General features: G+C 38.8%; 15 protein-coding genes and 2 tRNA genes. 6 read left to right on the top strand and 11 right to left on the bottom strand.

Annotated features, from left to right (window positions below):
• Positions 1–92 precede the first annotated feature (92 nt).
• Together gabT and ESZ36_RS03635 are read left to right on the top strand one after the other, a co-directional pair.
• Positions 93–1,379: a 4-aminobutyrate--2-oxoglutarate transaminase gene (gene gabT, locus ESZ36_RS03640; RefSeq protein ID WP_146783707.1), complete on the top strand. Its 1,287-nt coding sequence runs from the start codon at positions 93–95 to the stop codon at positions 1,377–1,379.
• Between the two features lie 79 nt (positions 1,380–1,458).
• Complete coding sequence (locus tag ESZ36_RS03635) at positions 1,459–2,814, top strand: aspartate aminotransferase family protein (protein ID WP_146783704.1); 1,356 nt, start codon at positions 1,459–1,461, stop codon at positions 2,812–2,814.
• A gap of 265 nt (positions 2,815–3,079) precedes the next feature.
• On the opposite strand, the gene ESZ36_RS03630 is transcribed toward ESZ36_RS03635, so the two are convergent.
• Entirely contained in the window at positions 3,080–3,961 is an 882-nt protein-coding gene (locus ESZ36_RS03630) for a LysR family transcriptional regulator (protein WP_146783701.1), read from the bottom strand.
• A 176-nt stretch (positions 3,962–4,137) separates the two neighbouring features.
• Between ESZ36_RS03630 and glaH the strand changes: the two genes are divergently transcribed.
• The gene (gene glaH, locus ESZ36_RS03625) at positions 4,138–5,100 is read left to right on the top strand and encodes a glutarate dioxygenase GlaH (RefSeq protein WP_146783697.1); all 963 of its coding nucleotides are present in this window, start codon (positions 4,138–4,140) and stop codon (positions 5,098–5,100) included.
• A 15-nt stretch (positions 5,101–5,115) separates the two neighbouring features.
• Positions 5,116–6,315, top strand: coding sequence for an L-2-hydroxyglutarate oxidase (lhgO, locus tag ESZ36_RS03620; protein WP_211357756.1), 1,200 nt, complete (start codon positions 5,116–5,118; stop codon positions 6,313–6,315).
• A 338-nt stretch (positions 6,316–6,653) separates the two neighbouring features.
• Here lhgO and ESZ36_RS03610 read toward each other — a convergent pair whose 3' ends face one another.
• Positions 6,654–7,985, bottom strand: coding sequence for a D-serine ammonia-lyase (locus ESZ36_RS03610; RefSeq protein ID WP_146783693.1), 1,332 nt, complete (start codon positions 7,983–7,985; stop codon positions 6,654–6,656).
• Positions 7,986–8,213: 228 nt separating this feature from the next.
• On the opposite strand from ESZ36_RS03610, the gene dsdC reads away from it, so the two are divergent.
• Positions 8,214–9,173: a DNA-binding transcriptional regulator DsdC gene (dsdC, locus tag ESZ36_RS03605; protein WP_146783690.1), complete on the top strand. Its 960-nt coding sequence runs from the start codon at positions 8,214–8,216 to the stop codon at positions 9,171–9,173.
• 54 nt (positions 9,174–9,227) lie between these two features.
• On the opposite strand, the gene ESZ36_RS03600 is transcribed toward dsdC, so the two are convergent.
• Together ESZ36_RS03600 and ESZ36_RS03595 are read right to left on the bottom strand one after the other, a co-directional pair.
• The gene (locus ESZ36_RS03600) at positions 9,228–9,446 is read right to left on the bottom strand and encodes a TIGR02922 family protein (RefSeq protein WP_146783688.1); all 219 of its coding nucleotides are present in this window, start codon (positions 9,444–9,446) and stop codon (positions 9,228–9,230) included.
• A 217-nt stretch (positions 9,447–9,663) separates the two neighbouring features.
• Complete coding sequence (locus ESZ36_RS03595; protein ID WP_146783685.1) at positions 9,664–9,801, bottom strand: PEP-CTERM sorting domain-containing protein; 138 nt, start codon at positions 9,799–9,801, stop codon at positions 9,664–9,666.
• Positions 9,802–10,001: 200 nt separating this feature from the next.
• On the opposite strand from ESZ36_RS03595, the gene ESZ36_RS03590 reads away from it, so the two are divergent.
• The gene (locus ESZ36_RS03590; RefSeq protein WP_146783682.1) at positions 10,002–12,290 is read left to right on the top strand and encodes a bifunctional diguanylate cyclase/phosphodiesterase; all 2,289 of its coding nucleotides are present in this window, start codon (positions 10,002–10,004) and stop codon (positions 12,288–12,290) included.
• Between the two features lie 164 nt (positions 12,291–12,454).
• Here ESZ36_RS03590 and ESZ36_RS03585 read toward each other — a convergent pair whose 3' ends face one another.
• The 7 genes from ESZ36_RS03585 to ESZ36_RS03555 form a co-directional block, all read right to left on the bottom strand.
• Positions 12,455–12,934 carry an aminoacyl-tRNA deacylase gene (locus ESZ36_RS03585; RefSeq protein WP_146783679.1) on the bottom strand — a complete coding sequence of 160 codons (480 nt, stop codon included), beginning with the start codon at positions 12,932–12,934 and terminating at the stop codon, positions 12,455–12,457.
• A 252-nt stretch (positions 12,935–13,186) separates the two neighbouring features.
• Positions 13,187–13,263: transfer RNA gene (locus ESZ36_RS03580), tRNA-Pro, on the bottom strand.
• Positions 13,264–13,308: 45 nt separating this feature from the next.
• Positions 13,309–13,384: transfer RNA gene (locus ESZ36_RS03575), tRNA-His, on the bottom strand.
• A gap of 272 nt (positions 13,385–13,656) precedes the next feature.
• On the bottom strand, positions 13,657–16,782 hold the full coding sequence (locus tag ESZ36_RS03570; protein WP_146783676.1) for an efflux RND transporter permease subunit: 3,126 nt from the start codon (positions 16,780–16,782) through the stop codon (positions 13,657–13,659).
• Positions 16,782–18,182 (bottom strand): efflux RND transporter periplasmic adaptor subunit, encoded by a 1,401-nt coding sequence (locus ESZ36_RS03565; RefSeq protein ID WP_146783673.1) that lies wholly within the window; start codon positions 18,180–18,182, stop codon positions 16,782–16,784. Before ESZ36_RS03565 ends, ESZ36_RS03570 begins: the two co-directional genes overlap by 1 nt.
• A 2-nt stretch (positions 18,183–18,184) precedes the next feature.
• The gene (locus ESZ36_RS03560; protein WP_146783670.1) at positions 18,185–19,579 is read right to left on the bottom strand and encodes a TolC family protein; all 1,395 of its coding nucleotides are present in this window, start codon (positions 19,577–19,579) and stop codon (positions 18,185–18,187) included.
• Between the two features lie 402 nt (positions 19,580–19,981).
• Entirely contained in the window at positions 19,982–20,710 is a 729-nt protein-coding gene (locus ESZ36_RS03555) for a substrate-binding periplasmic protein (protein ID WP_246128978.1), read from the bottom strand.
• Between the last annotated feature and the right edge of the window lie 136 nt (positions 20,711–20,846).

The following is a 20,846-nucleotide window of genomic DNA, read 5'->3' as shown; positions in this document are numbered from 1 at the left end:
GTTTAGGCAATTTAACCCAATTTATATTATGTCGAGAGAGTTATACAAAAGTGTCTCTCTCACCATTTAGAAAAGAATTTAGAGACAATACAATGACAACATCAAATCAAGAGTTACAAAGCAGAAAGACTAAAGTGATCGCGCGTGGCCAAGGCAATATGTACCCAGTGTATGTAGAACGTGCAGAAAACTCAGAAATATGGGATGTAGAAGGTAATCGTTATATCGACTTTGGTGCGGGTATTGCGGTTTGTAATACTGGTCACAGCCACCCAAAAGTTGTCGCTGCTGCAAAAGCACAGTTAGATAAATTTAGTCATACTTGTGTCATGGTTAACCCTTATGAAGTTGCTGTTGAATTAGCTGAAAAACTGATCGATATCGCCCCTGGCGATTCTGAGAAAAAAGCGATATTTGTTTCAACAGGCGCTGAAGCCGTTGAAAATTGTGTGAAAATTGCTCGTGCTTATACTGGTCGTCGTGGTGTTATTGCCTTTAATGGTGGCTTTCACGGACGTACTAACTTAACGATGGCGCTAACAGGTAAAATCACACCCTATAAAAACTTATTTGGTCCATTTCCTGGTGATATTTTTCATGCCCCATTCCCAATCGAATGTCATGACATTACGGTTAAGCAATCTTTAAAAGCCCTTGAAAACTTATTTAAAGTCGATATCGCACCTAGCGATGTTGCAGCCATTATTGTTGAACCTGTTCAAGGTGAGGGTGGTTTTTATGCTGCACCTACTGAGTTTTTGCAAGCCTTACGTCAACTCTGTGATCAGCATGGAATTATGTTAATTGCTGACGAGATTCAAACGGGCTTTGGTCGTACAGGCAAAATGTTTGCTTTTGAACACTCAGGTGTTGAAGCAGACTTAATGACTATGGCAAAAGGCATTGCAGGTGGTTTCCCCATTGCTGCTGTTGTAGGTAAAAGTGAAGTAATGGATGCACCATTACCAGGTGGTTTAGGCGGAACTTATGGTGGTTCTCCAGTGGCATGTGCTGCAGCATTAGCGGTGCTAGATATTATTAAAGAAGAAAGTTTAGTTGAACGTTCAGCGCACATTGGTGAACAATTTAACCACCGTTTAAGTCAGTTAAAAACGGCATTCCCTGAACTCATTTTAGAGGTACGTAATCAAGGTTCAATGATTGCCATGGAGTTAATCCAAAATGGCGATGCAGAGCAACCAAACACTGAATTAACGCAAGCGATTATTGCTAACGCGGCCAAGAATGGTCTGGTATTACTCGCGTGTGGTTTTTACGGCAATGTTATCCGTTTCTTACCGCCACTTACCATTTCAGATGAAGTGTTAACAGAAGGCTTAGATGCATTCGAAAATATGTTCAAAGAACTCGCTCAATAAAGTGTAATTTTTAAAAACGTTTTAAACAGACCGCCCTCATAGGGCGGATAATTTATAATAAAAATTAAAAGGTTATGTTATGAAATCAGAATTTCAGCAAAAAAATACAGCACATCACTTCCAACCATTTAGTGATAATAAAGAGCTAGCAGAAAAAGGTATTAAATTAATATCTAAAGCTGAAGGTGTTTATATCTACGAAGATAATGGTAAAAAATATCTCGATGGCATGGCGGGTTTGTGGTGTGTAAATATTGGTTATGGTCGTAAAGAGCTTGTTGAAGCAGCAAGTCAACAAATGACAGAGTTGCCTTATTACAACTTGTTCTTTAAAACTACCACGGCACCAGCGACTAACTTAGCTGCAAAAATAGCCTCTCTTGCTCCTGCACATATGAATAAGGTGTTTTTTACTGGCTCAGGCTCTGATGCGAATGACACAAACTTTAGAATGGTGCGAAGATACTGGGACTTAAAAGGGCAGCCAACTAAGAAAACCTTTATCAGTCGTAAAAATGCTTACCACGGATCTACCGTTGCTGCGGCAAGTCTAGGTGGCATGGGTTATATGCATGAACAAGGTGACTTACCTATTGAGGGTATTGTGCATGTTGATCAACCTTATTGGTTTGCTGAAGGCGGTGATTTATCTCAAGATGAATTTGGACTTAAAGCTGCTCAATCGTTGGAAACTAAAATATTAGAGGTAGGTGAAGAGAACGTTGCCGCTTTTATTGCAGAACCTTTCCAAGGTGCTGGTGGGGTTATAACTCCTCCAGATAGCTACTGGCCTGAAATCAAAAGAATTCTAGCAAAGTACGATATTCTCTTTATTTTAGATGAAGTTATTTCGGGCTTTGGTCGTACAGGCGATTGGTTCGCTAGTGAATACTTTGATTTAAAACCTGACATGATTACTATCGCTAAAGGAATGTCTTCAGGTTACTTGCCTATTGGCGGCGTTATAATCTCAGATAAAGTTGCAGATGTAGTGATCGGAGAAGGTGCAGACTTTAACCATGGTTACACTTATTCAGGTCATCCTGTGGCGGCGGCTGTTGCGCTAAAAAATATCGAAATTTTAGAGTCTGAAGGTATTGTTGAGCAAGTTAAAGCTGAGACTTCACCTTATCTACAAAAACGCTGGCAAGAACTTGCTGACCATCCTATTGTTGGTGAAGCACGTGGTTTAGGTATGGTTGCAGCGATTGAACTTGTTAAAAATAAGGCAACTAAAGAACGCTTAGCACCTAATTCAGCGGGTGGTGGTGTTTGTCGTGATTATTCAATGGACAATGGTTTAATTATGCGTTCATGTGGCGACATCATGGTTATCTCACCACCTTTGGTTATTACAAAAGCCGAAATTGATGAGTTAATAGAGAAAGCTAAAAAGACACTAGACGATACAGCTAGGTTTTATAACCTTATTTAAAGTCAATTTAGTTTCGATTCTGTATCAATAAAGTCACTACTCCTCAGTAGTGACTTATACCAATAAAATTAACTAAGTGATCAATTTAAATAGCCTAAATATCCAGTAACATCGTTGCTTTCAATCCCAATAGCCAGCTATTACTCAATCAAGTGCCTCGTTCTTGAAAATTTATATTTATTAAAATTTGAACCATTAATTAATCTAATTGATATGAATTATTTACGCCTATCTAATTCATCGTTGTCTGCTGTTAAAAGTGCAATTAATCCATAGGCTCAAGCGTTGAGCTTAAATGTGTCATGAACGCTTTACTGGCTTTAGACAGGTAATGATTTTTTTTCCATGCCAAACTCAACTTAAATTCAATTTTTGGCTCAAAAGGTGTTGATGTCATCTGTTGTTCGTTTTGTAAAATACGCGATAAACAAGTAGTAATACCCACGTCATTGCGCACCAATGATTTTTGCAGTTCAATAAGATTGGTTTCCATACGAACATCTAAAGCTAAGTGATTTTTTTTGGAATATTGACCGACGACTTCACGTAAGAAATACCCTTCATGAAACAGCACCAGTGGCTGCTGACAAAATTGTGCTAATGATATGCTTTGCTCATTAGCTAGTGGATGAGAACTGGCCATAGCTGCAACGACTTCCTCATTAAAAAGCTCAGTGTAACGCAGTTGCGGATTTTCTGAATCACTACGTACTAAGGCTAAATCAAGCTCACCATTGAGTAACATTTTCTCAAGTGCAGCCGTGCCTTGATCAACTAAGTGCATTTTTATTTTCGGGTATTTTTGTTTAAAAGTCGTTAGTACTTTTGGGAAGTAATATGAGCCCATCATAGCGGAAACACCAAATCGAATAGTGCCTTGCTCTAGGTCTTTGAGCTCTTCTAATTCTAATTCAAGCTGTTTTGCTTGGCTTAATAGCTGAGTTGCCAGTTTATATAATACTTCACCTTCAGCGGTTAATAAGGCGTTCTTTTCAGCTCTATTAATCAATTTCAGCCCAACTTCTTGCTCTAGTTTTTGAATAGCAATGGTAAGAGCTGGTTGAGCAATGCCTATTTTATGTGCTGCCCGAGTAAAGTTACCCAGAACGGCTAATTGACAAAAATATTCAAGACGTTTCAAATTCATATTAACGCGACCGATAAATAAAAGTTATGAAAATTATAAAAACTATATATTATATTTATTCTCTCTTTCTAGATAGAGTAAACCCTAATGAAGACCAATAAAAATTACAGTGAAGCTAGCAGTAGTTAGCCATTTACTATCTAGGTTTTAAATCAAAAGCATAAGAGGGTGATAGAATGAATACATCAGCAATAAAATTGAACAATGAATCAATTCCACATGGCTTTTCGGTAGCTCCATTTGCAGCAAATCCACGTTTACAAGTAATAAAATTAACTTCTGAAACAGTGAAAGGATTTATTGAACAGGCATTGCCATTAGGTGTGCAGGCTGTCGAATATAAACCATTTTTGCGTTTTCATGTTGCTAGTATTCTTAATAATCTCACTAATGATACTTTAGGCGCCTTACTGCTAGGCATCATCAAGAATAGAGATACGGGTGCATTTATGTTGCAATGCGAACCTGTTGCGGCTGAATTTGATCAGCTTGAGTTTAATATCTTATTATCGACTGCCGTTTCTCACTTAATTGGTGTACCTAATTTAGATGCTATGTATGGCAAATTTTATGCCCGATTTAGTGTCAAAAATGAAGATAATAGTGATAGTTATTTACGTCAAGCCCATCGCCGCATGGAATTGCACAATGACGGTACCTATGTTGAAGAGCGTACCGACTGGGTTATTATGCAAAAAATAGCAGAAGAGAATATGGCGGGCGGTGACTCCTTGTTATTGCATGTAGATGAATGGCAAGATTTAGACAAATTCTATAATCATCCGTTAGCAAAAGAAGACATTCAATGGACATCGCCAGCGAGTAAAAACATTACTTATAAAATGCAACATCCGGTGTTTTTTGAAGAAGATGAGAATGGTCGACCTAAAATGTTGTTTATCGATCAATTTGCTGAACCTTTAAACATGCACCAAGGCCAGTATTTATATGAAATGGGCACATCATTAGAAGCAGAACAGAATACGTTTAATGTTCGTGTACCTGTGGGCAGTATGTTAGTGGTGAATAATCACGCTTGGTTACATGGTCGTGATAAGTTTGTTGCTGATAAAGGTCTTTATCGTGAATTGCTGCGTCAACGCGGTGCTTATTCTGAAAACGCAAAACTAAAACAGTAAAGCTAGGGTATTTATATGATCTATGACTACATAATCATTGGTGGTGGCATTGTTGGTGTATCGACTGCTTGGCAGCTACAACAACGATACCCAGATAAAAAAGTGTTATTGCTGGAAAAAGAAAGTGAATTTGCGACTCATCAAACTGGACATAACAGCGGTGTTATTCATGCTGGCGTATATTACGAGCCAGGCAGTTTAAAGGCTAAATTTTGTCGGGAAGGTGTGGATGCCACAATCAATTTTTGTCAGCAACATAATATTCCTTTTAATCAATGCGGTAAGTTGTTGGTTGCCACCAATGAACTAGAAGTAAAGCGCATGGAGGCTCTTTATCAACGCTGCCAAAAAAATAGTATTGAAGTGGAGTTATTAGACCAACAGCAACTTAAAGCTCAGGAGCCTAATATTACCGGGCTTGGCGCTATTTTAGTTAAATCTACAGGCATTGTAGATTACCAATTAATTACCATTAAAATGGCGCAGGAATTTAAAGCTTTGGGCGGTGAATATAGATTAAATACCAAAGTAACCCAGCTAAAAGAAACGGCAGAAGAAATTCGCGTGAGTACAAGCGAAGGTGAATTTTCTAGTCGTTACTTAATCACGTGCTCCGGTCTAATGGCTGATCGCGTGGTTAAAATGTTAGATATTAAAGTTGATTTTCAAATTGTGCCCTTTCGCGGTGAGTATTATCAATTACCAGCGAATAAAAATGCCATTGTTAATCACTTGATATATCCAATCCCAGATCCTACATTACCTTTTTTAGGTGTACATTTAACTCGGATGATTGATGGCAGTGTCACCGTTGGACCCAATGCTGTATTGGGCTTTAAGCGAGAAGGTTATGGAAAGATTAATATTAACTTACGTGATATTAAAGAAATGGTGATGTTTGCTGGGTTTTGGAAAGTACTCTGGAAAAACTTGAGTTCTGGCATTACTGAGTTTAAGAATTCACTCTTTAAAAATGGTTATTTAACCTTGGTGCGAAAATATTGTCCATCGATAGAGTTATCAGATCTTAAATCATATCCTGCGGGTATTCGTGCGCAAGCGGTGATGAATGATGGTAGCTTAGTGCATGATTTTTTGTTTGCTAATAGTGAGCGAACAATTAATGTCTGCAATGCGCCATCGCCAGCAGCTACTTCGGCCATCCCCATTGGTAGTTATATTGTTGATAAAGTAGGTGAACATTTCTGTTCATAATATATACCCGTTCCACTTGAAGATGCATGATTCAGCTGGAATTAGAAACGCCTTTAGGCAAGGCATTGATTGAAGAGAATGGTTACTCCCTTCTCAAAATCAATAACGCAGTATAAAGCGTTTCTAAACCAGCCCTTGGGGAAGGCTGAACAAATCATACTCTGCGTTACATTTCTTTTTAAGGGAATAACCCTTAATAAAAAAATATGCCTTGATTATGAGTCGCTCAGACTTCCTGAAACGAGCATCTACAAGTGGAACGGGTATAAATGAAAAAAGAGTAACTTGCTCTTTTTCTATTATTATTTAAGCGCCTAGCTTATTGAAGCCCCATAAGATTAACTCCTAGCTTTTGATAGATACTTTTCCATTTCTACTGCTGGAACCATGCCGCCACCTGTTGCCCACACAAGGTGTGTTGCGTTTGCCAATTTATCATTGCCGATGTCAATACGTTTAAGGTATTCATCACTATTCGCAACAATAATGGGACCTATCATACCAGCCAATGCGGAAGGCTCTAATTGAATACCTTCAACCTGATCTAATAGCCCAAGCAGATCATACATTCTCTGATCGCTGATGGTGTAAAAACCGTCTAATAGTCGTTCCATTGCTCGGCCAACAAAGCCAGAAGCTCTGCCCACCGCAAGGCCATCTGCAGCGGTAATGTTATCAATGCCGATATCTTGAACGGCAATACCATCATGTAATCCAGTGAGAATTCCAAGTAACATGCAAGGGGAGTGCGTTGGTTCAGCAAATACACAGTGGACGTTGTCACCAAAAGCCATCTTCAGCCCAAATGCCACGCCGCCGGGACCACCACCGACACCGCAGGGTAGGTAGACAAATAAAGGATTATTGTTATCTACCACTATGTGCATATCATCAAACTGTTTTTTCAGTCTTTCACCGGCAACGGAATAGCCTAAGAATAGCGTTTGAGAGTTTTCATCATCGATAAAAAAGCACTTGGGATCATTTTCAGCTTCCTTACGACCTTGCTCTACGGCCACGCCGTAGTCTTCACTGTACTCAACAACATTAACACCATGAGAGCGGAGTTTTTCTTTCTTCCACTGACGAGCATCTGCAGACATATGCACGCTAACTGAAAAACCCAGTTTTGCACTCATAATACCGATAGACATACCAAGATTTCCCGTTGAACCAACAGCGATGCTGTATTGGCTAAAGAAGCGGCTAAATTCATCGGTAAACAGCTTACTGTAATCATCTGATGTAAGTAGTAAGCCAGCATTTATTGCTAACTTTTCAGCATGAGTTAATACCTCATAAATGCCACCACGCGCTTTGATAGAGCCCGAAATAGGTAGGTGACTGTCTTTTTTTAGCAGCAGCTTGCCTTTAATTTCTACCTTATACTGCTGCTCTAGTTGCGATTTCATTGCTGAAATTTCAACTACGTCCGATTCAATAATGCCATTGGTTTCGGCCGTTTCGGGAAATGCTTTTACCATGTAGGGGGCAAAGCGTGTTAATCGGTCACTAGCATCTTGAATGTTATTCTTATCAAGTCCGACATAAGGAAGACCTTCTTGAAGCGAAGTAGCATTAGGGTTAAACCAGCTTACCTCTTTCAGAGCGACCATTTTTGGTATGAGGGGGAAATCAGCCATTAGCTTTGCAATGTTAACGTTATTCATTATTACCTCTCAATCTGTTCAGTGTTGTTTCGCTTGATGGTATTAAACAATAATCGCCACCCACTGACAAATGATGATAATTCAACTTAACATGAGCTAGATTTAAACAAGGAGATGATAATCACTATAAAAACATGAAATTATTCAGTTTGAGTTATTTTATGTTGTTCATAATGATATTGTTGTTGTCTGAATTGGTCGGAAATCGTCAAGGGAATAATCGGTGTTATGTACACTCACGACAATGTTATCTCTAAAAACAAACTTTTAAATAGTTTTCAACTATCTAAAATGCATACCTTTGAAGTGGCAGCCAGACACTGTTCTTTCTCTCTTGCGGCCGAAGAGCTGTCGATGACTCCAAGTGCAATATCTCATCGCATAAATGCGTTAGAGAGTGAATTAGGTATTGTGTTATTTAAACGCTCACACCGAAAAATAGCGCTAACCAGTGACGGTGAACGAATTTATATTGCCGTAAAATCCTCGTTCAGTAGCTTAAATCAGGAAATACTCGAGGTAAAAAGCAATGAAATTTCAGGTGAGTTAACTGTCTATTCTAGACCTTCTTTTGCGCAATGCTGGTTGGTACCTAGAATTGCCAGCTTTCAAAAGCAATACCCTGCTATTTCACTTAACATTTTAACGGGAAATGAAAATATCAACTTTCATGGTCATGGTATTGATGTAGCAATTTATTTTGATGAAAAACAACCGAGTAAGCTATATTGTCAAGATATTATGGCAGAGACGATAGTACCGGTATGTAGTCCTGAATACGCTGAGAAATTTGATTTGATAGGGAATATTAGTAATTTAAGTCAATGCACGTTATTGCATGATAACCAAGCATGGGGATACGATTCCAGCACAGATGAATGGGGATTATGGGCAAATAATTTCAATATTAACTGCTTAGGTTCTATAGCAAGTATCAGGTTTGACCGTTCAGATTTGGCCGTTATAGCAGCTATGAACAACGCTGGTGTGGCAATGGGTAGGGAGAGTCTTATCAGTAGTCAACTTAAGAGAGGAGAGTTGATAAAGCCTTTTTTTGATAAAAAAATGCTTTGTCCACAGCGATATTATGCCGCTATGTTAGCTAACAAGAGCAACACAAAAATAGAAACATTCATTGATTGGCTAAAAAGTGAAGTACAAAACGAAGAGATTGCACGTATGCTGTGATGTTTAATCACTAACATACGTATGAACTATTAATTAGCGCAAATTAAAAATTGCTTAAGCGATTTTTCCTACGGATAAGATACGATCGCCGACTTTATTCAAAATGGTAATTTCACCCTCGCATACTGCAATAATTGATTTACCCGTTTTAAACTCATCAGGTAAGACGACTCTTCCCTGATGATTCTTTGGAAAAGACTTCACTTCATGTAGTAATTCCAGGGACTCAACTTGATAATAAATGATAGTTACTTGGGTTAACGTTTGTTCCATACTGAACTCTTATAATTATTTGACTTTGATTTTATGTCGAAAAACTCGTATTAAGCAGCTAAAGATTATCCCATAGGCGCTATGTTTTTATTTAGATCTACATCAATAGGTGTTTATAGCTATGCTGATTAGTAATCATTATAGCCAAAAAACAAAAAACAAAAAACACCAATCATTACAATTGGTGTTTTTATAGAAACGTAAGTACTTTAAACTATTAAGATGGTTTCTCAAAGCGACGAGAAGCGAAACCAAGTATTCCTAATGCGAAAATCGCAAGAGTTGATGGCTCTGGCACTACTGATACAAGCGTTACATAATTAGATAGTAAAATGAATAAGCGAGTACAAGTCATCTATGATTAGTAATGTTAACAACAGTACGATATCTATTCCTTAACTAACATGAACAGCTCTGACCACAGATATACAGCTTTGTGTATTGAACATTGTTTGTTAGTTTAATATGTGAAGGAATGTCATTTTTCCTATTTAGGCTTTATAAAAAATATTACCTCAGCAGTTTATATTATTTGATGTAGTGAATTGAGGGTGTATGACAGAAATAGCTAACAAAGAAACACAGCTACATAAAGAGATTGAGCAATTACGTTCTGAACTTGTCGCAGCCCATCTAAGTAAAGACGTTCGTACCGCCGAGCTTCTCAATAGTGAAGAGCGTTTTGCTCTGGCTATGCGTGGTGCTTCGGATGGTCTGTGGGATTGGGATTTAGAAACGGATGAGGTTTATTACTCCCCCCGCTGGAAAAGTATGCTGGGTTATCGTGAACATGAGCTCGAAAGTACATTAAGCACCTGGGCTGCAATGGTTCATATTGATGATAAAGGCTTTGTTCTAGAAGATGTTCAGAAATTCTTATCCGGGGAAGTAGACACCTTTGAAGTTGAAATGCGTATGCGTCATAAAGCAGGTCATGACGTTTTCATTAGATCTCGAGCATTTAAAGTAACCCGCGGTGAAAATGATGAGACAGTCCGTTTAGTTGGCACCCATGTTGATATCACACAGCAAAAAAAATCAGAATTTTTCAATGAAAGAAATACCAAAATTCTTGAGCTCATTGCCAAAGGTAAACCCGCGTCTAAAATCTATGAGGAAATTGCTTTAATGTACGAAGAGCGTCACTCGGGATTACGCTGTTCAATGCTCGAATTAGATAACGGTAAACTGCTTCATGCCGGTGCCCCTAGTCTGCCAAAATCCTATTGCAAAGCTGTACATGGTCTTGAATATGGCCCAGAAGTTGGCTCCTGCGGTACATCTACTTATACGGGAAAACGTGTACTTGTCGAAAATATTGCAACCGACCCTAAGTGGGTAGACCTGAAGCACGTTGCACTTCCTTATGGCATGCGCAGTTGTTGGTCTGAACCTATCAAGAGCTCTTCTGGAAAAGTGCTAGGTGCTTTTGGTATGTACCATGACTACCCCACATTACCTAACGAAGAAGAATCTAATGATCTTAGATCAGCAGCCCGGCTTGCTGGTATTGTCATGGAGCGAGAACAAAATCAAAAACGCATTCAAGACTTAGCTTATACCGATAAGTTAACTAACCTTTCCAGTCGTCCCCATTTTTATATAAATATTGAAGAGTTAGTAAAAATATCTGCACGAGAAAAGAATAAATTTGCTCTGTTATATATCGACCTTGATAACTTTAAAACGGTTAACGATAGCCTTGGGCATGATGTTGGTGATTTACTCCTTAAGAAAGTTGCCCAGCGTTTAAAAAGTGCCTGTCGTGAAATTGACTACATTGCTCGTCTCAGTGGTGATGAATTTTGTATAGCCGTTAATAATGTGATGGATGATTATGGTGCTGCCCACGTTGCTAAACGCTGCCTTGAACTTATATCAAAACCTGTAGAGTTAGCTGGTAGAAAGTTCACACCAGCCTGTAGTATTGGTATTGCACACTATCCCGACGATGGCATCGACCTGCAAACTATATTAAAAGCGGCAGATACTGCGCTATATGCGGCAAAGGATCTTGGAAGAAATAGGTATGCTTTTTATAAAAAAGAGCTTACCGATAAAGCAGAATACCGTTTTAAAATAGAACAACACTTAAGAGAAGCAATAGAACAAGAACAACTGTCACTCGTTTATCAACCAAAAGTTGATATTAAATCGGGCTGCATCATAGGCGTTGAAGCTTTATCTCGCTGGAATCATCCACTGCTTGGTCAGGTTTCTCCGGTAGACTTTATCAGCATGGCCGAACAAATAGGCATGATAAAACCACTAACCGAATGGGTCTTGAAAACAGCCTGTAATCAGGCAACTCTGTGGAAGGAAGCTGGTTTTTCTTCAATTATAATGGCCGTTAATATATCACCAAGTCATTTTCTTGATAGTGATCTAGTACCACTGATCAAGCGTGTCGTTAAAGAAACAGGAATATTACCAAGTGATCTTGAATTAGAAGTTACTGAAGGGGTGATACAGACCAACCCAGAGAACCTTGAAATTTTTGAACATTTAAAAGAGCTGGGTATATTACTGGCAATTGATGATTTCGGTGTCGGTTATTCATCCTTCGCCTCCCTTAAACACTTTAATGTAGACTTCTTAAAAATTGATAAATATTTTATTGATGACATTCTTGTCGATCATAAAGCAAAACTTTTGGTTGGTTCGATGATTGAAATGGGGCATAACCTTGAACATAAAATTACAGCTGAAGGTATTGAAAGCGCGGAACAAGCCGCTATGCTTCAGGAGCTTGGTTGCGATTATGCTCAGGGATATTATTTTAGTAAACCGGTTAGTGCCAATCAAATTTCAAAATTATTAGGGAGAAAATTAACAGCACAGTAATGAGGATTAAGAATTTGTTAAGTCTTTAACTGATTTTGTTAGTTACAGTTCGCTAATTTATCCTTCTGCTGCGTTGCTCCTGTAATCATCTGAGTGATAAATCAATACTCACCAAGTTAGAAGCAACGCTGTGTCGCAGAATAAGAAGACATACATCATTAGCATTAATGAAAAACTTCATTACTAAAGCGCAAGTGTTTACTATTTGCCGTCATGATTTTAAAATCTTCATTGCTAATACGTAATAATCTTTGATGATCACCAGCTTCAATATAAACATAATCTAATTGGTCTAATAACTCGTCGCATATCATTTGCATATTGAAAGCATCACCTACGGGCGGAATAGCCCCATGCTCACAGTCACTAAACATGCGATAGACTTCTTTTTCTTTAAGCAATTTGTAACTGCCGAATAGTTCATCATTAATTGCAGATAAGCTTATTTTATTTTTAGCCGGTAATACAGCCATCAACTTTCTATCTTCATGGTTTTTTAAAATGACAGCTTTGGCTATTTGATTCAGTGGGACTTTCGCCGTAATAGCACTATCAAAAGAGCTTGTACTATGGTCATGTTCAATGGCCTGAAAAGATATATTCTGTGCAGTTAAATAGGAGTCAAGTCGGTTAGAAATAGTCATAGGAACCTCCACATTATATTTGGTTCATCTAAAGTATAGGTGGTGAGTTTTTTTTAACCAATGATTGCCAAGTTGCTTGAGTAAGCAATTTATGTGAAAGATAAATAAAGGGGTTGAATTTCAAGAGATTCACTACTGTAGTTAGATAGTAATGTGATCGTTATAGATTTACCTGAGTACAGGATAGGCACAGAAGTATTTTATGAAGTGAAGAGTTATTGTGTATTTTTAGGAGGAAATTAAATTTAAAAGTGGTCGGTGATGCAAGATTCGAACTTGCGACCCCTTGGACCCAAACCAAGTGCGCTACCAAGCTGCGCTAATCACCGACATTTTATAACTTTTTATTTTCTACTTCAGGGAGAAGTAAAAAATGGGGTGGCTAAAGGGACTTGAACCCTCGACAACCGGAATCACAATCCGGGGCTCTACCAACTGAGCTATAGCCACCACTGAGGTGTACTGATACACATTTAATGCTAGGAGCGAGAAATATGTATGCTGCTCTTTAACAGCGCGGCGATTGTATTGCATTTCGTTGCTTGTTGACAAGAAAAAAATGCGTTTTATGTTACTTTTTTAGTAAATAATTTTAAAAATCATAAATTGCTCAACTAAAGCGCAACTTTATCCGTATTTACCACCTGATTTTTCGTTTAATACCAGTTTAATCAAATTGGTATAACCCTGCTCAACGATAAGTGAAGAGCAGGAGATATTATCTAAGCTTGTGTAGCTATATTCTGTTGGTCGATAGGTGACTTTGATGAAAATAAGCTTTTTAAACGCTCGACAATTAAATAATTTACCGGCACTAAGATCAAGGTGATGAAAGTAGCAAATAAAATACCAAAACCTAGGGATACCGCCATAGGGATTAAAAACTGTGCTTGCGTAGATTGTTCAAATAACAACGGCATTAAACCAATAAAGGTGGTCAAACTGGTTAACATTACCGGTCTAAATCTAGCAGCACCTGCAGTTAACACCGCCTCCATTAACTCACCGCCTTCACTGCGCTTTTTATTGATAAAATCTACTAAGACTAGAGAGTCATTTACAACTACACCGATTAACGCCAACATGCCTAGTAAGCTCATGATGGTTAATTCCATTCCCATAATCCAATGACCAATAACAGCACCTATCATGCCAAAAGGTATTATGCTCATGACAATGATCGGCTGAATGTAAGACTTGAAAGGAATAGCTAATAACGCGTAAATAATAAAAAACACAAAGACTAGCGCCCAACCAAGCGAGCCAAAAGATTCACGCTGCTCTTTAGCTTCACCTTCAAGCGAGTGACTAACCCCTGGGTATTGCACTATTAATTCATCTAAATACGTTTTTAAATCAGCTTGTAGCACCGTCATGTTGGTATTTGATTTTTCAACATCAGCACTTACATTGGCTGTGCGGTAGCGATCAATTCTTGAAATGGTCGACGGACTTTTGCCAGGAATAAGCTTGGCAACATGAGATAGCGGTACTGAGCCACCCGAAGGCGTGACAACGAGAATATCTTCTAAATCTGCCATGGTACGGCGTTCATCTATTGGTAGGCGTACCATTACGCGTACATCATCTCTACCGCGTTGAATACGCTGTACTTGTGAGCCAAAGAAAGAGCGTCTTACTTGGTTTGAAATGCTTACTCGGGTTAACCCTAAAGCTTTACCTTGTTCGGTTAACTCAATTTGTAGTTCCTCTTTACCATTAGACAAACTATCAGCAATATCAAATACGGTAGGGTAGGTGGCTAATCGTACTTTTACTTTATCGGTTATCTCTTTCAATGTGTCTAGTGAACTGGCTTTGAACTGCACATGAATAGGGTCTGACGAACGGCCAATCTCCGCTCTAAAGGTAATACTTTCAGCACCAGGAATAGGCCCAATTAAATTTCGCCATTCACGAACAAGTTCACGAGAGCTTATAGCTAACTCTCGTGATTCAGGCGGGGTTATTTCAAAACGAACACTGCCAGAGTTTGATACACCGCCACGACCGCCTGTGGTGGCTAATATATTGATAATGACACTGCTGTTAGTTGATGGCTCAATATACTTCTGTTTCAGCTCATCTGCTTTCTCGGCCATTTTAATTACATACTTATTGGTCACTTCAAACGGTGTGCCTGCAGGCAGCGTTAGTGTTGCTCTTACAGTTTCACTAGGAATTCGTGGGAAGAAAATAAACTTAGTCCAGCCGCTCATAATAAGGGCAAGAATAACTAAGAAAACACCAACAAAACCAACTAAGGTAGTGGTCTTGTTGCTTATGGCGCGTTTTAATAAGGGCTGGTAAAAACGGATTATCGCTCGCTCGAAGCCATCGGCGAACGATTGTTGTAGTTGACTAAACTTTGATTGTTTTGCTTTTTCTGAACGTAGTTTCAAGTGTTTTAAGTGCGAGGGTAAAACGAATTTTGATTCTATTAAAGAGAATATCAATACCGGAATAACAATCACTGGAATTTGCGCAAATAAAGCGCCACGAGCACCTTCAATAAAGGCCAGCGGCAGAAATGCTGCTACGGTTGTTAACACACCAAAAGTTACTGGAGTAGCAACTTCTTCGGTGCCTCGAATAGCTGCCATTTCACCTGACTCAGATGTTTTTAAATGCGTATAAATATTTTCTCCGGTGACAATTGCATCATCTACCACTATCCCCAATACCAAGATAAAGCCAAATAAGCTCATGATATTTAAGGTGACACCAAATACAGGCATCATAATAAAAGCGCCCATAAAAGAGATGGGAATGCCAATAAAAACCCAAAAGGCAATTGACGGTCTGAGGAATAAAGTTAATAACGCTAGTACTAATATACCGCCTTGCAAGGCACTGGTTGTTAATGTCGAAATACGGTTTTTAACGATTTGAGAATCGTCATCCCAAAAACTTAACTCAACGCCAACAGGCAATGTACTTTGCTGATCATTAATATAGGTTCTTACGGCATCGGCAACATCAATCGCGCTTTGTTGACCGATTCGGTAAACATCGATAAAAGCGGCTTGTTTGCCGTTAAAGCGAGTGCGAACTGGGGTTTCTTCAAAATCATCTTTGATTATGGCAATGTCACTTAGGCGAATGATAGAACCATCAACGTTAGTTTTAATCGCTATTTTTTCAAACTCGTCTTTGCGATAGGCCTGCCCTTTTGAGCGTAATAGAATATCACCACCTTTGGTTTTTAAATTACCGGCAGAAATATCAGTACTTGAATCTGAAATAGCAGAAGATATTTTCGCTATGGTTAAATCATATTGGCGCAGTTTGTCTTGAGGCACTTCAATCGATATTTCATAGTCGCGGACACCACTGAGTTCTACTTGGGTAATCGCGGGTATTTTTAATAAATCATCTCTGACTTTTTCAGCAAATTCACGCGTTTCTTTCTCGCTATATATGCTGGCAATAGTCACGGCAATTACTTCACGTTTACGTGTCGCTAAAGAGACTACGGGTTTTTCTGCATCAACAGGAAAAGTATTTATTTCGTCAACACGGCTTTTTATATCTGCGAGCATCTCGCGAGGGTCGTAGCCTGACTCAACTTCAATATTGACCGCTGAAGAACCTTCTTGTGAACGGCTAGCAATTTGTTTGACGCCTTCTAAGTCTTGCACGGCCTCTTCTATGCGGATAGATATACTCTTTTCCACATCCTCTGGGGTAGCGCCGCGTAATGACACATTAACGTTAATACGGTCGGTGGCAAAAGAGGGGAACACTTCTAGCGGGATCCGATTAGATAAACTAAATAAACCTGCTATTAAAATGGTAATTAATAGTAAGTTGGCGGCAACATGATTTCGTGCAAACCAAGCAATCATTAGTTATTCACCTTAGTAACTGGAGTGGTGCTATTTTTTGATGCTTTACGTTCAGCAGCTCTTCGTTCAGCAATCAGGGCTTCAACACTGATACCTTTTTGTGATGCTATCTTTTCTAATTTTTCTCGACGCTCTTTAGGCATTTTTGATTTTTTTGTGTTCTGATCAGGTATTTGACCGGCAATGGCAACTGGTGTGCCTGAACTTACTTGCCCTAATGAGGTTAGCACTAACTGGTCACCAGTAATTAACCCTTGAATGACGATAGATTCAGTACCGTTTTGCCAACCTAATTTAATCTCTTTACGCATCAATAGGCCGTTTTCAACTATATAGACATAGCTGCCTTGATAAATGGCACTGCTAGGTATGACTAAAGCATTGTCAACTTCTCGGCCGGTAATTTGGGCAGTAACATATTGGCCCATTTTTATTTGCGCACCTTGATTATACTCACCATCGTATGGGCGAATAATTTGTGCTACTACATAAAGTTGCTGAGATATTTCATCTATGGCACTTTCAGTACGAACGATCTTTCCTTGCCATACTTGATCGCCCATCAGATCAGATGAAATAACAACATTACTAATCATGGAGCTGTTGTCATCAGTATTATCATTTTTAGAACGACTAGTTTCTGACTGCTCGTGGGCATTGCGGTACTCTTCTGGCAGTTTCATTAGCGGTAAATCTTTATTTTTTATCGGTAGGCGAATTTCGACATAATCAACAGCAAAAATATCGGCTAACTGGGTGTTACTTGATATCACCTGACCAATATCAACATTTTTCTTTAATATACGGCCGGCGTAAGGTGCAACAATACTGGTCCGTTCTAGTGATAACTTTACTTTATCCAGCTGAGCTTCTGCAGAAAGCACTTGCGCTTTTGCCGCTTCATATTGTGGTTGGCGCAATACCAAAGCATTAGGGGCTTTACCATTACCAAGCCTTTTCCAGTCTGCTTTCGCTTGTTTTACCCGTGCGTCTTCTTCTTGTAAACTTTGTTTGGCTGACATTAGACTTGCTTGTGCAATATTAACTTCAGCGCGATGATCTCTATCATCAAGTTGGATTAATATGTCACCTTGTTCGAAAAAACCACCTGCTCTAAATTGTTTACTAACGTAATTAATTTGTCCTGAAACTTGGGCGAAAAGCACACTTTGAGTTCTTGGTTTGACTGTGCCAAAACTTTGCACCATCACTTGATAGGTTTGAGGTGCAAGCGTGGTGGTTTCCACTGTCATTTGAGGTGCTTTTGAAGGCGTACCACGGCTACTTGTTGGTGGGTTTTTAAAAATAACCATCATTAATACTAGGGTGGCAATGATAATAATGACCGGCACTAATATTTTTCTATAGTTTGAGCTTTTCTTTTCAATGATGAGAGACATGGTTATTCGGCCTTATTTTCAAGTGACGGTGTGGTGAAGTCGCCACCCAAGGAAAGATGTAAATTGATTCTATTGGCAATGAGCTGATTTTTAATTTTTATCAGTGTCGATTGAGCTTCAAAAGAACGGTTTTGCGCATCAAGCACCGTGGTATAGGTAACTAAACCACTTTGGTATTGTTCGAAAGATAGTGTGGAGGCGATTTTTGCATTTTCTTGTGCGGCCAACATGGTGTCATAACTGTTCTTTAAGTTTTTTTCTGTGGTGATCGCATTTTCAACGTCACTAAAAGCATTGTATAAAGTATCAAGATATAACTGTTCACCTTGTTTAAGTTCTATACGGGCTTTCTCTTCATTTGCCTTAAGACGACCAGCATTAAAAATAGGTGCTGAAACACTGCCCAGTAATGACCATGCTAATGAAGAGCCAGACAGTAAATCACCAATGTCGGTATTAGAGTCACCGACTGAACCTGACAATACTATGCTAGGAAAACGTTGTTTATGGGCATAAGCTAAGCCGGCATCTTGTGATAATAATTGATACCAACTGGCTTTTAATTCAGGCTTTCGGCTGATTAATTCTGACGGTAATCCAACAGGAATGTCTGTGGTAAGTAATGGTAAGTTAGCATTGACTAAAAGCTGGCCTTTAGGGTATTCACCAATTAGACGTTCGAGCTGTCTAATTAATTTGGTTTTCTCAGTTTCTTGCTCTGATACTCTCGTTAACTCGTTGTTCAAATCGTTACGCGTTAAGTAGACATCAAGTGCAGCGGTTAGTCCTGAATTATAGCCTGCTTCAATGATGGCTAAATTTTGTTGAGAATTTGCGACTCTGCTGCGATAAAGGGCTAGCAATTTTTCGGCCTCAATCACGCGAAACCAAGTTGTTAATACGTTCACAACGAGCTGTTGTTTGTATTGCTCAAAAGTGGATTTTTGCGCAAGGTAGTTATAGTTAGTCATGCGATCAGCGTCAGATAACTTGCCCCAAATATCCACTTCATAGCTTAAATTCAAGTTAACAGAGTTACTGTTTGAATAACTGTCAGTTTGATTGTCTTTATTCCGGCCGCTACGAAATGCTAAGTCAAGTTCAGGCCAAAGTTGGCTACCCGAAACAATAAGTTGTTGTTCGGCTATTTCCAGTGAGTAAGCTTGCATGGCAAATTGGTGGTTAGCTGCTAATGCCTTTTTTACTAATTGATGAACTTGTAAGTTATCAAGTTCAGATAACCAATTATGTTCAACGGCCAAAGCTTGTTTACTGTCTTGCCAGTTTTTGGGAAGAGGCAGGTCTTTTAATTTTTCATCTACTTGTGAAGTGCTACTGCAAGCTAATAATAATAGGCTTGAGAATAATGGAAGTAGTAGTCGAAATCGACGTGTCATAAAGTGATTAACTCATGTTAAAAAATAACTCATGGCTATAGTGTAATCAAAGAAGCTTGATGATAATAGCGACATTACATAAGTTTACACAGTATACCCATGTTGCCCCAAAACGCAGGATTCAGCTGGAATTAGAAACGTCTTTAGGCAAGGTGTTGATTGAAGGTAGTGATTATTTTATTTTTAAATCAATGGCTTATTTTGAGGTATTTCTGAGCTAGCCCTACGGGGATGTCTGAGCAAATCATGTTTTTCGTTGCCTCTCTTTTTAAGGGAATAACCCTTAATAAAAGAGGCGCTTCGATCATAAATCGCACAGGCATCCTGAAACGCGCTGCTTGAAGTATCATGGGTATACTAGAATTGTCATTTTAAAGACGAATTAATCAATTTAAGGAGGTTTTATTGGTACTTTAATTGAATGTTTTCTAATGCACCTTGATCAATCATTTTACTGAATATAGCTTTTATTTTGTCGGCAGAAATATGACTTTTACTTTGTTTTGATAGCTGTAACCAAGGGGTGCGTTCAGAAACCACAAGAGGTTTACCAAAGAAACCTTTGTTAAGAGCTAAACGCTTGGCAGCACTCATAATTGGTTTCATAGGCCCTATGATTGCGTCAACACGCTTCTTTTTTAACATCAATAATCCTTGATGAAAATCCACCACAATTTGTTTATGAATCTTAGGATTATTATCTACCGCATCACTAAATTTTGCGCCATTTAGGTAAGCTATGTTCAGACCTTCTAACTGGGTAATACTCTGATAATCATGGCCACGACGACCAATAACAACATTCTTTAAGGCAGGAAGTGGGTAAATGTAATCAACGTAATTGGCGAGCTCTTTATATTTAAACATGATGGTGATATCTGTTTTACCCAATTTTAGTTCATGTATGATCCGGCCATAAGGGAATATATGATGTTCGGCCGCTAATCCACTCTTGATAAGTAATGAATGGGTTAATTCATAGTAAATGCCGCTTAGTTCGCCTGAATTATCGATACCATAGGGTGCAATTGCAATGGTTCTCACTTGTAGAGCATTAGAGGTATGGTCAGCAAAACTTTGATGACTGATGCAGAACATACTTATTAGAGAGATCTGGAGGATTGCCTTCATTGACACATACATAAGTAGTTCTTGGGTTGTATCAATATAAAGAATATTAATGCGAATGTCATTAGTAAAGGAAATGGCTAGGAAATAGTACGTGTAAGTTAAATTTGAGAAGTTAGGTACTAAAGGGAACTACCCT

It is taken from the genome of Colwellia demingiae, assembly GCF_007954275.1.
GTDB classification, from domain to species: Bacteria; Pseudomonadota; Gammaproteobacteria; order Enterobacterales; family Alteromonadaceae; genus Colwellia; species Colwellia demingiae.
The sequence above is the reverse complement of the archived record's forward strand: the minus strand, read 5'-3'. Positions and strand labels throughout refer to the sequence as shown.

Coding starts and splice junctions, on each gene's coding strand:
- gabT (WP_146783707.1), top strand. CDS start 93: ATGACAACATCAAATCAAGAGTTACAAAGCAGAAAGACTAAAGTGATC.
- ESZ36_RS03635 (WP_146783704.1), top strand. CDS start 1,459: ATGAAATCAGAATTTCAGCAAAAAAATACAGCACATCACTTCCAACCA.
- ESZ36_RS03630 (WP_146783701.1), bottom strand. CDS start 3,961: ATGAATTTGAAACGTCTTGAATATTTTTGTCAATTAGCCGTTCTGGGT.
- glaH (WP_146783697.1), top strand. CDS start 4,138: ATGAATACATCAGCAATAAAATTGAACAATGAATCAATTCCACATGGC.
- lhgO (WP_211357756.1), top strand. CDS start 5,116: ATGATCTATGACTACATAATCATTGGTGGTGGCATTGTTGGTGTATCG.
- ESZ36_RS03610 (WP_146783693.1), bottom strand. CDS start 7,985: ATGAATAACGTTAACATTGCAAAGCTAATGGCTGATTTCCCCCTCATA.
- dsdC (WP_146783690.1), top strand. CDS start 8,214: ATGTACACTCACGACAATGTTATCTCTAAAAACAAACTTTTAAATAGT.
- ESZ36_RS03600 (WP_146783688.1), bottom strand. CDS start 9,446: ATGGAACAAACGTTAACCCAAGTAACTATCATTTATTATCAAGTTGAG.
- ESZ36_RS03595 (WP_146783685.1), bottom strand. CDS start 9,801: ATGACTTGTACTCGCTTATTCATTTTACTATCTAATTATGTAACGCTT.
- ESZ36_RS03590 (WP_146783682.1), top strand. CDS start 10,002: ATGACAGAAATAGCTAACAAAGAAACACAGCTACATAAAGAGATTGAG.
- ESZ36_RS03585 (WP_146783679.1), bottom strand. CDS start 12,934: ATGACTATTTCTAACCGACTTGACTCCTATTTAACTGCACAGAATATA.
- ESZ36_RS03570 (WP_146783676.1), bottom strand. CDS start 16,782: ATGATTGCTTGGTTTGCACGAAATCATGTTGCCGCCAACTTACTATTA.
- ESZ36_RS03565 (WP_146783673.1), bottom strand. CDS start 18,182: ATGTCTCTCATCATTGAAAAGAAAAGCTCAAACTATAGAAAAATATTA.
- ESZ36_RS03560 (WP_146783670.1), bottom strand. CDS start 19,579: ATGACACGTCGATTTCGACTACTACTTCCATTATTCTCAAGCCTATTA.
- ESZ36_RS03555 (WP_246128978.1), bottom strand. CDS start 20,710: ATGAAGGCAATCCTCCAGATCTCTCTAATAAGTATGTTCTGCATCAGT.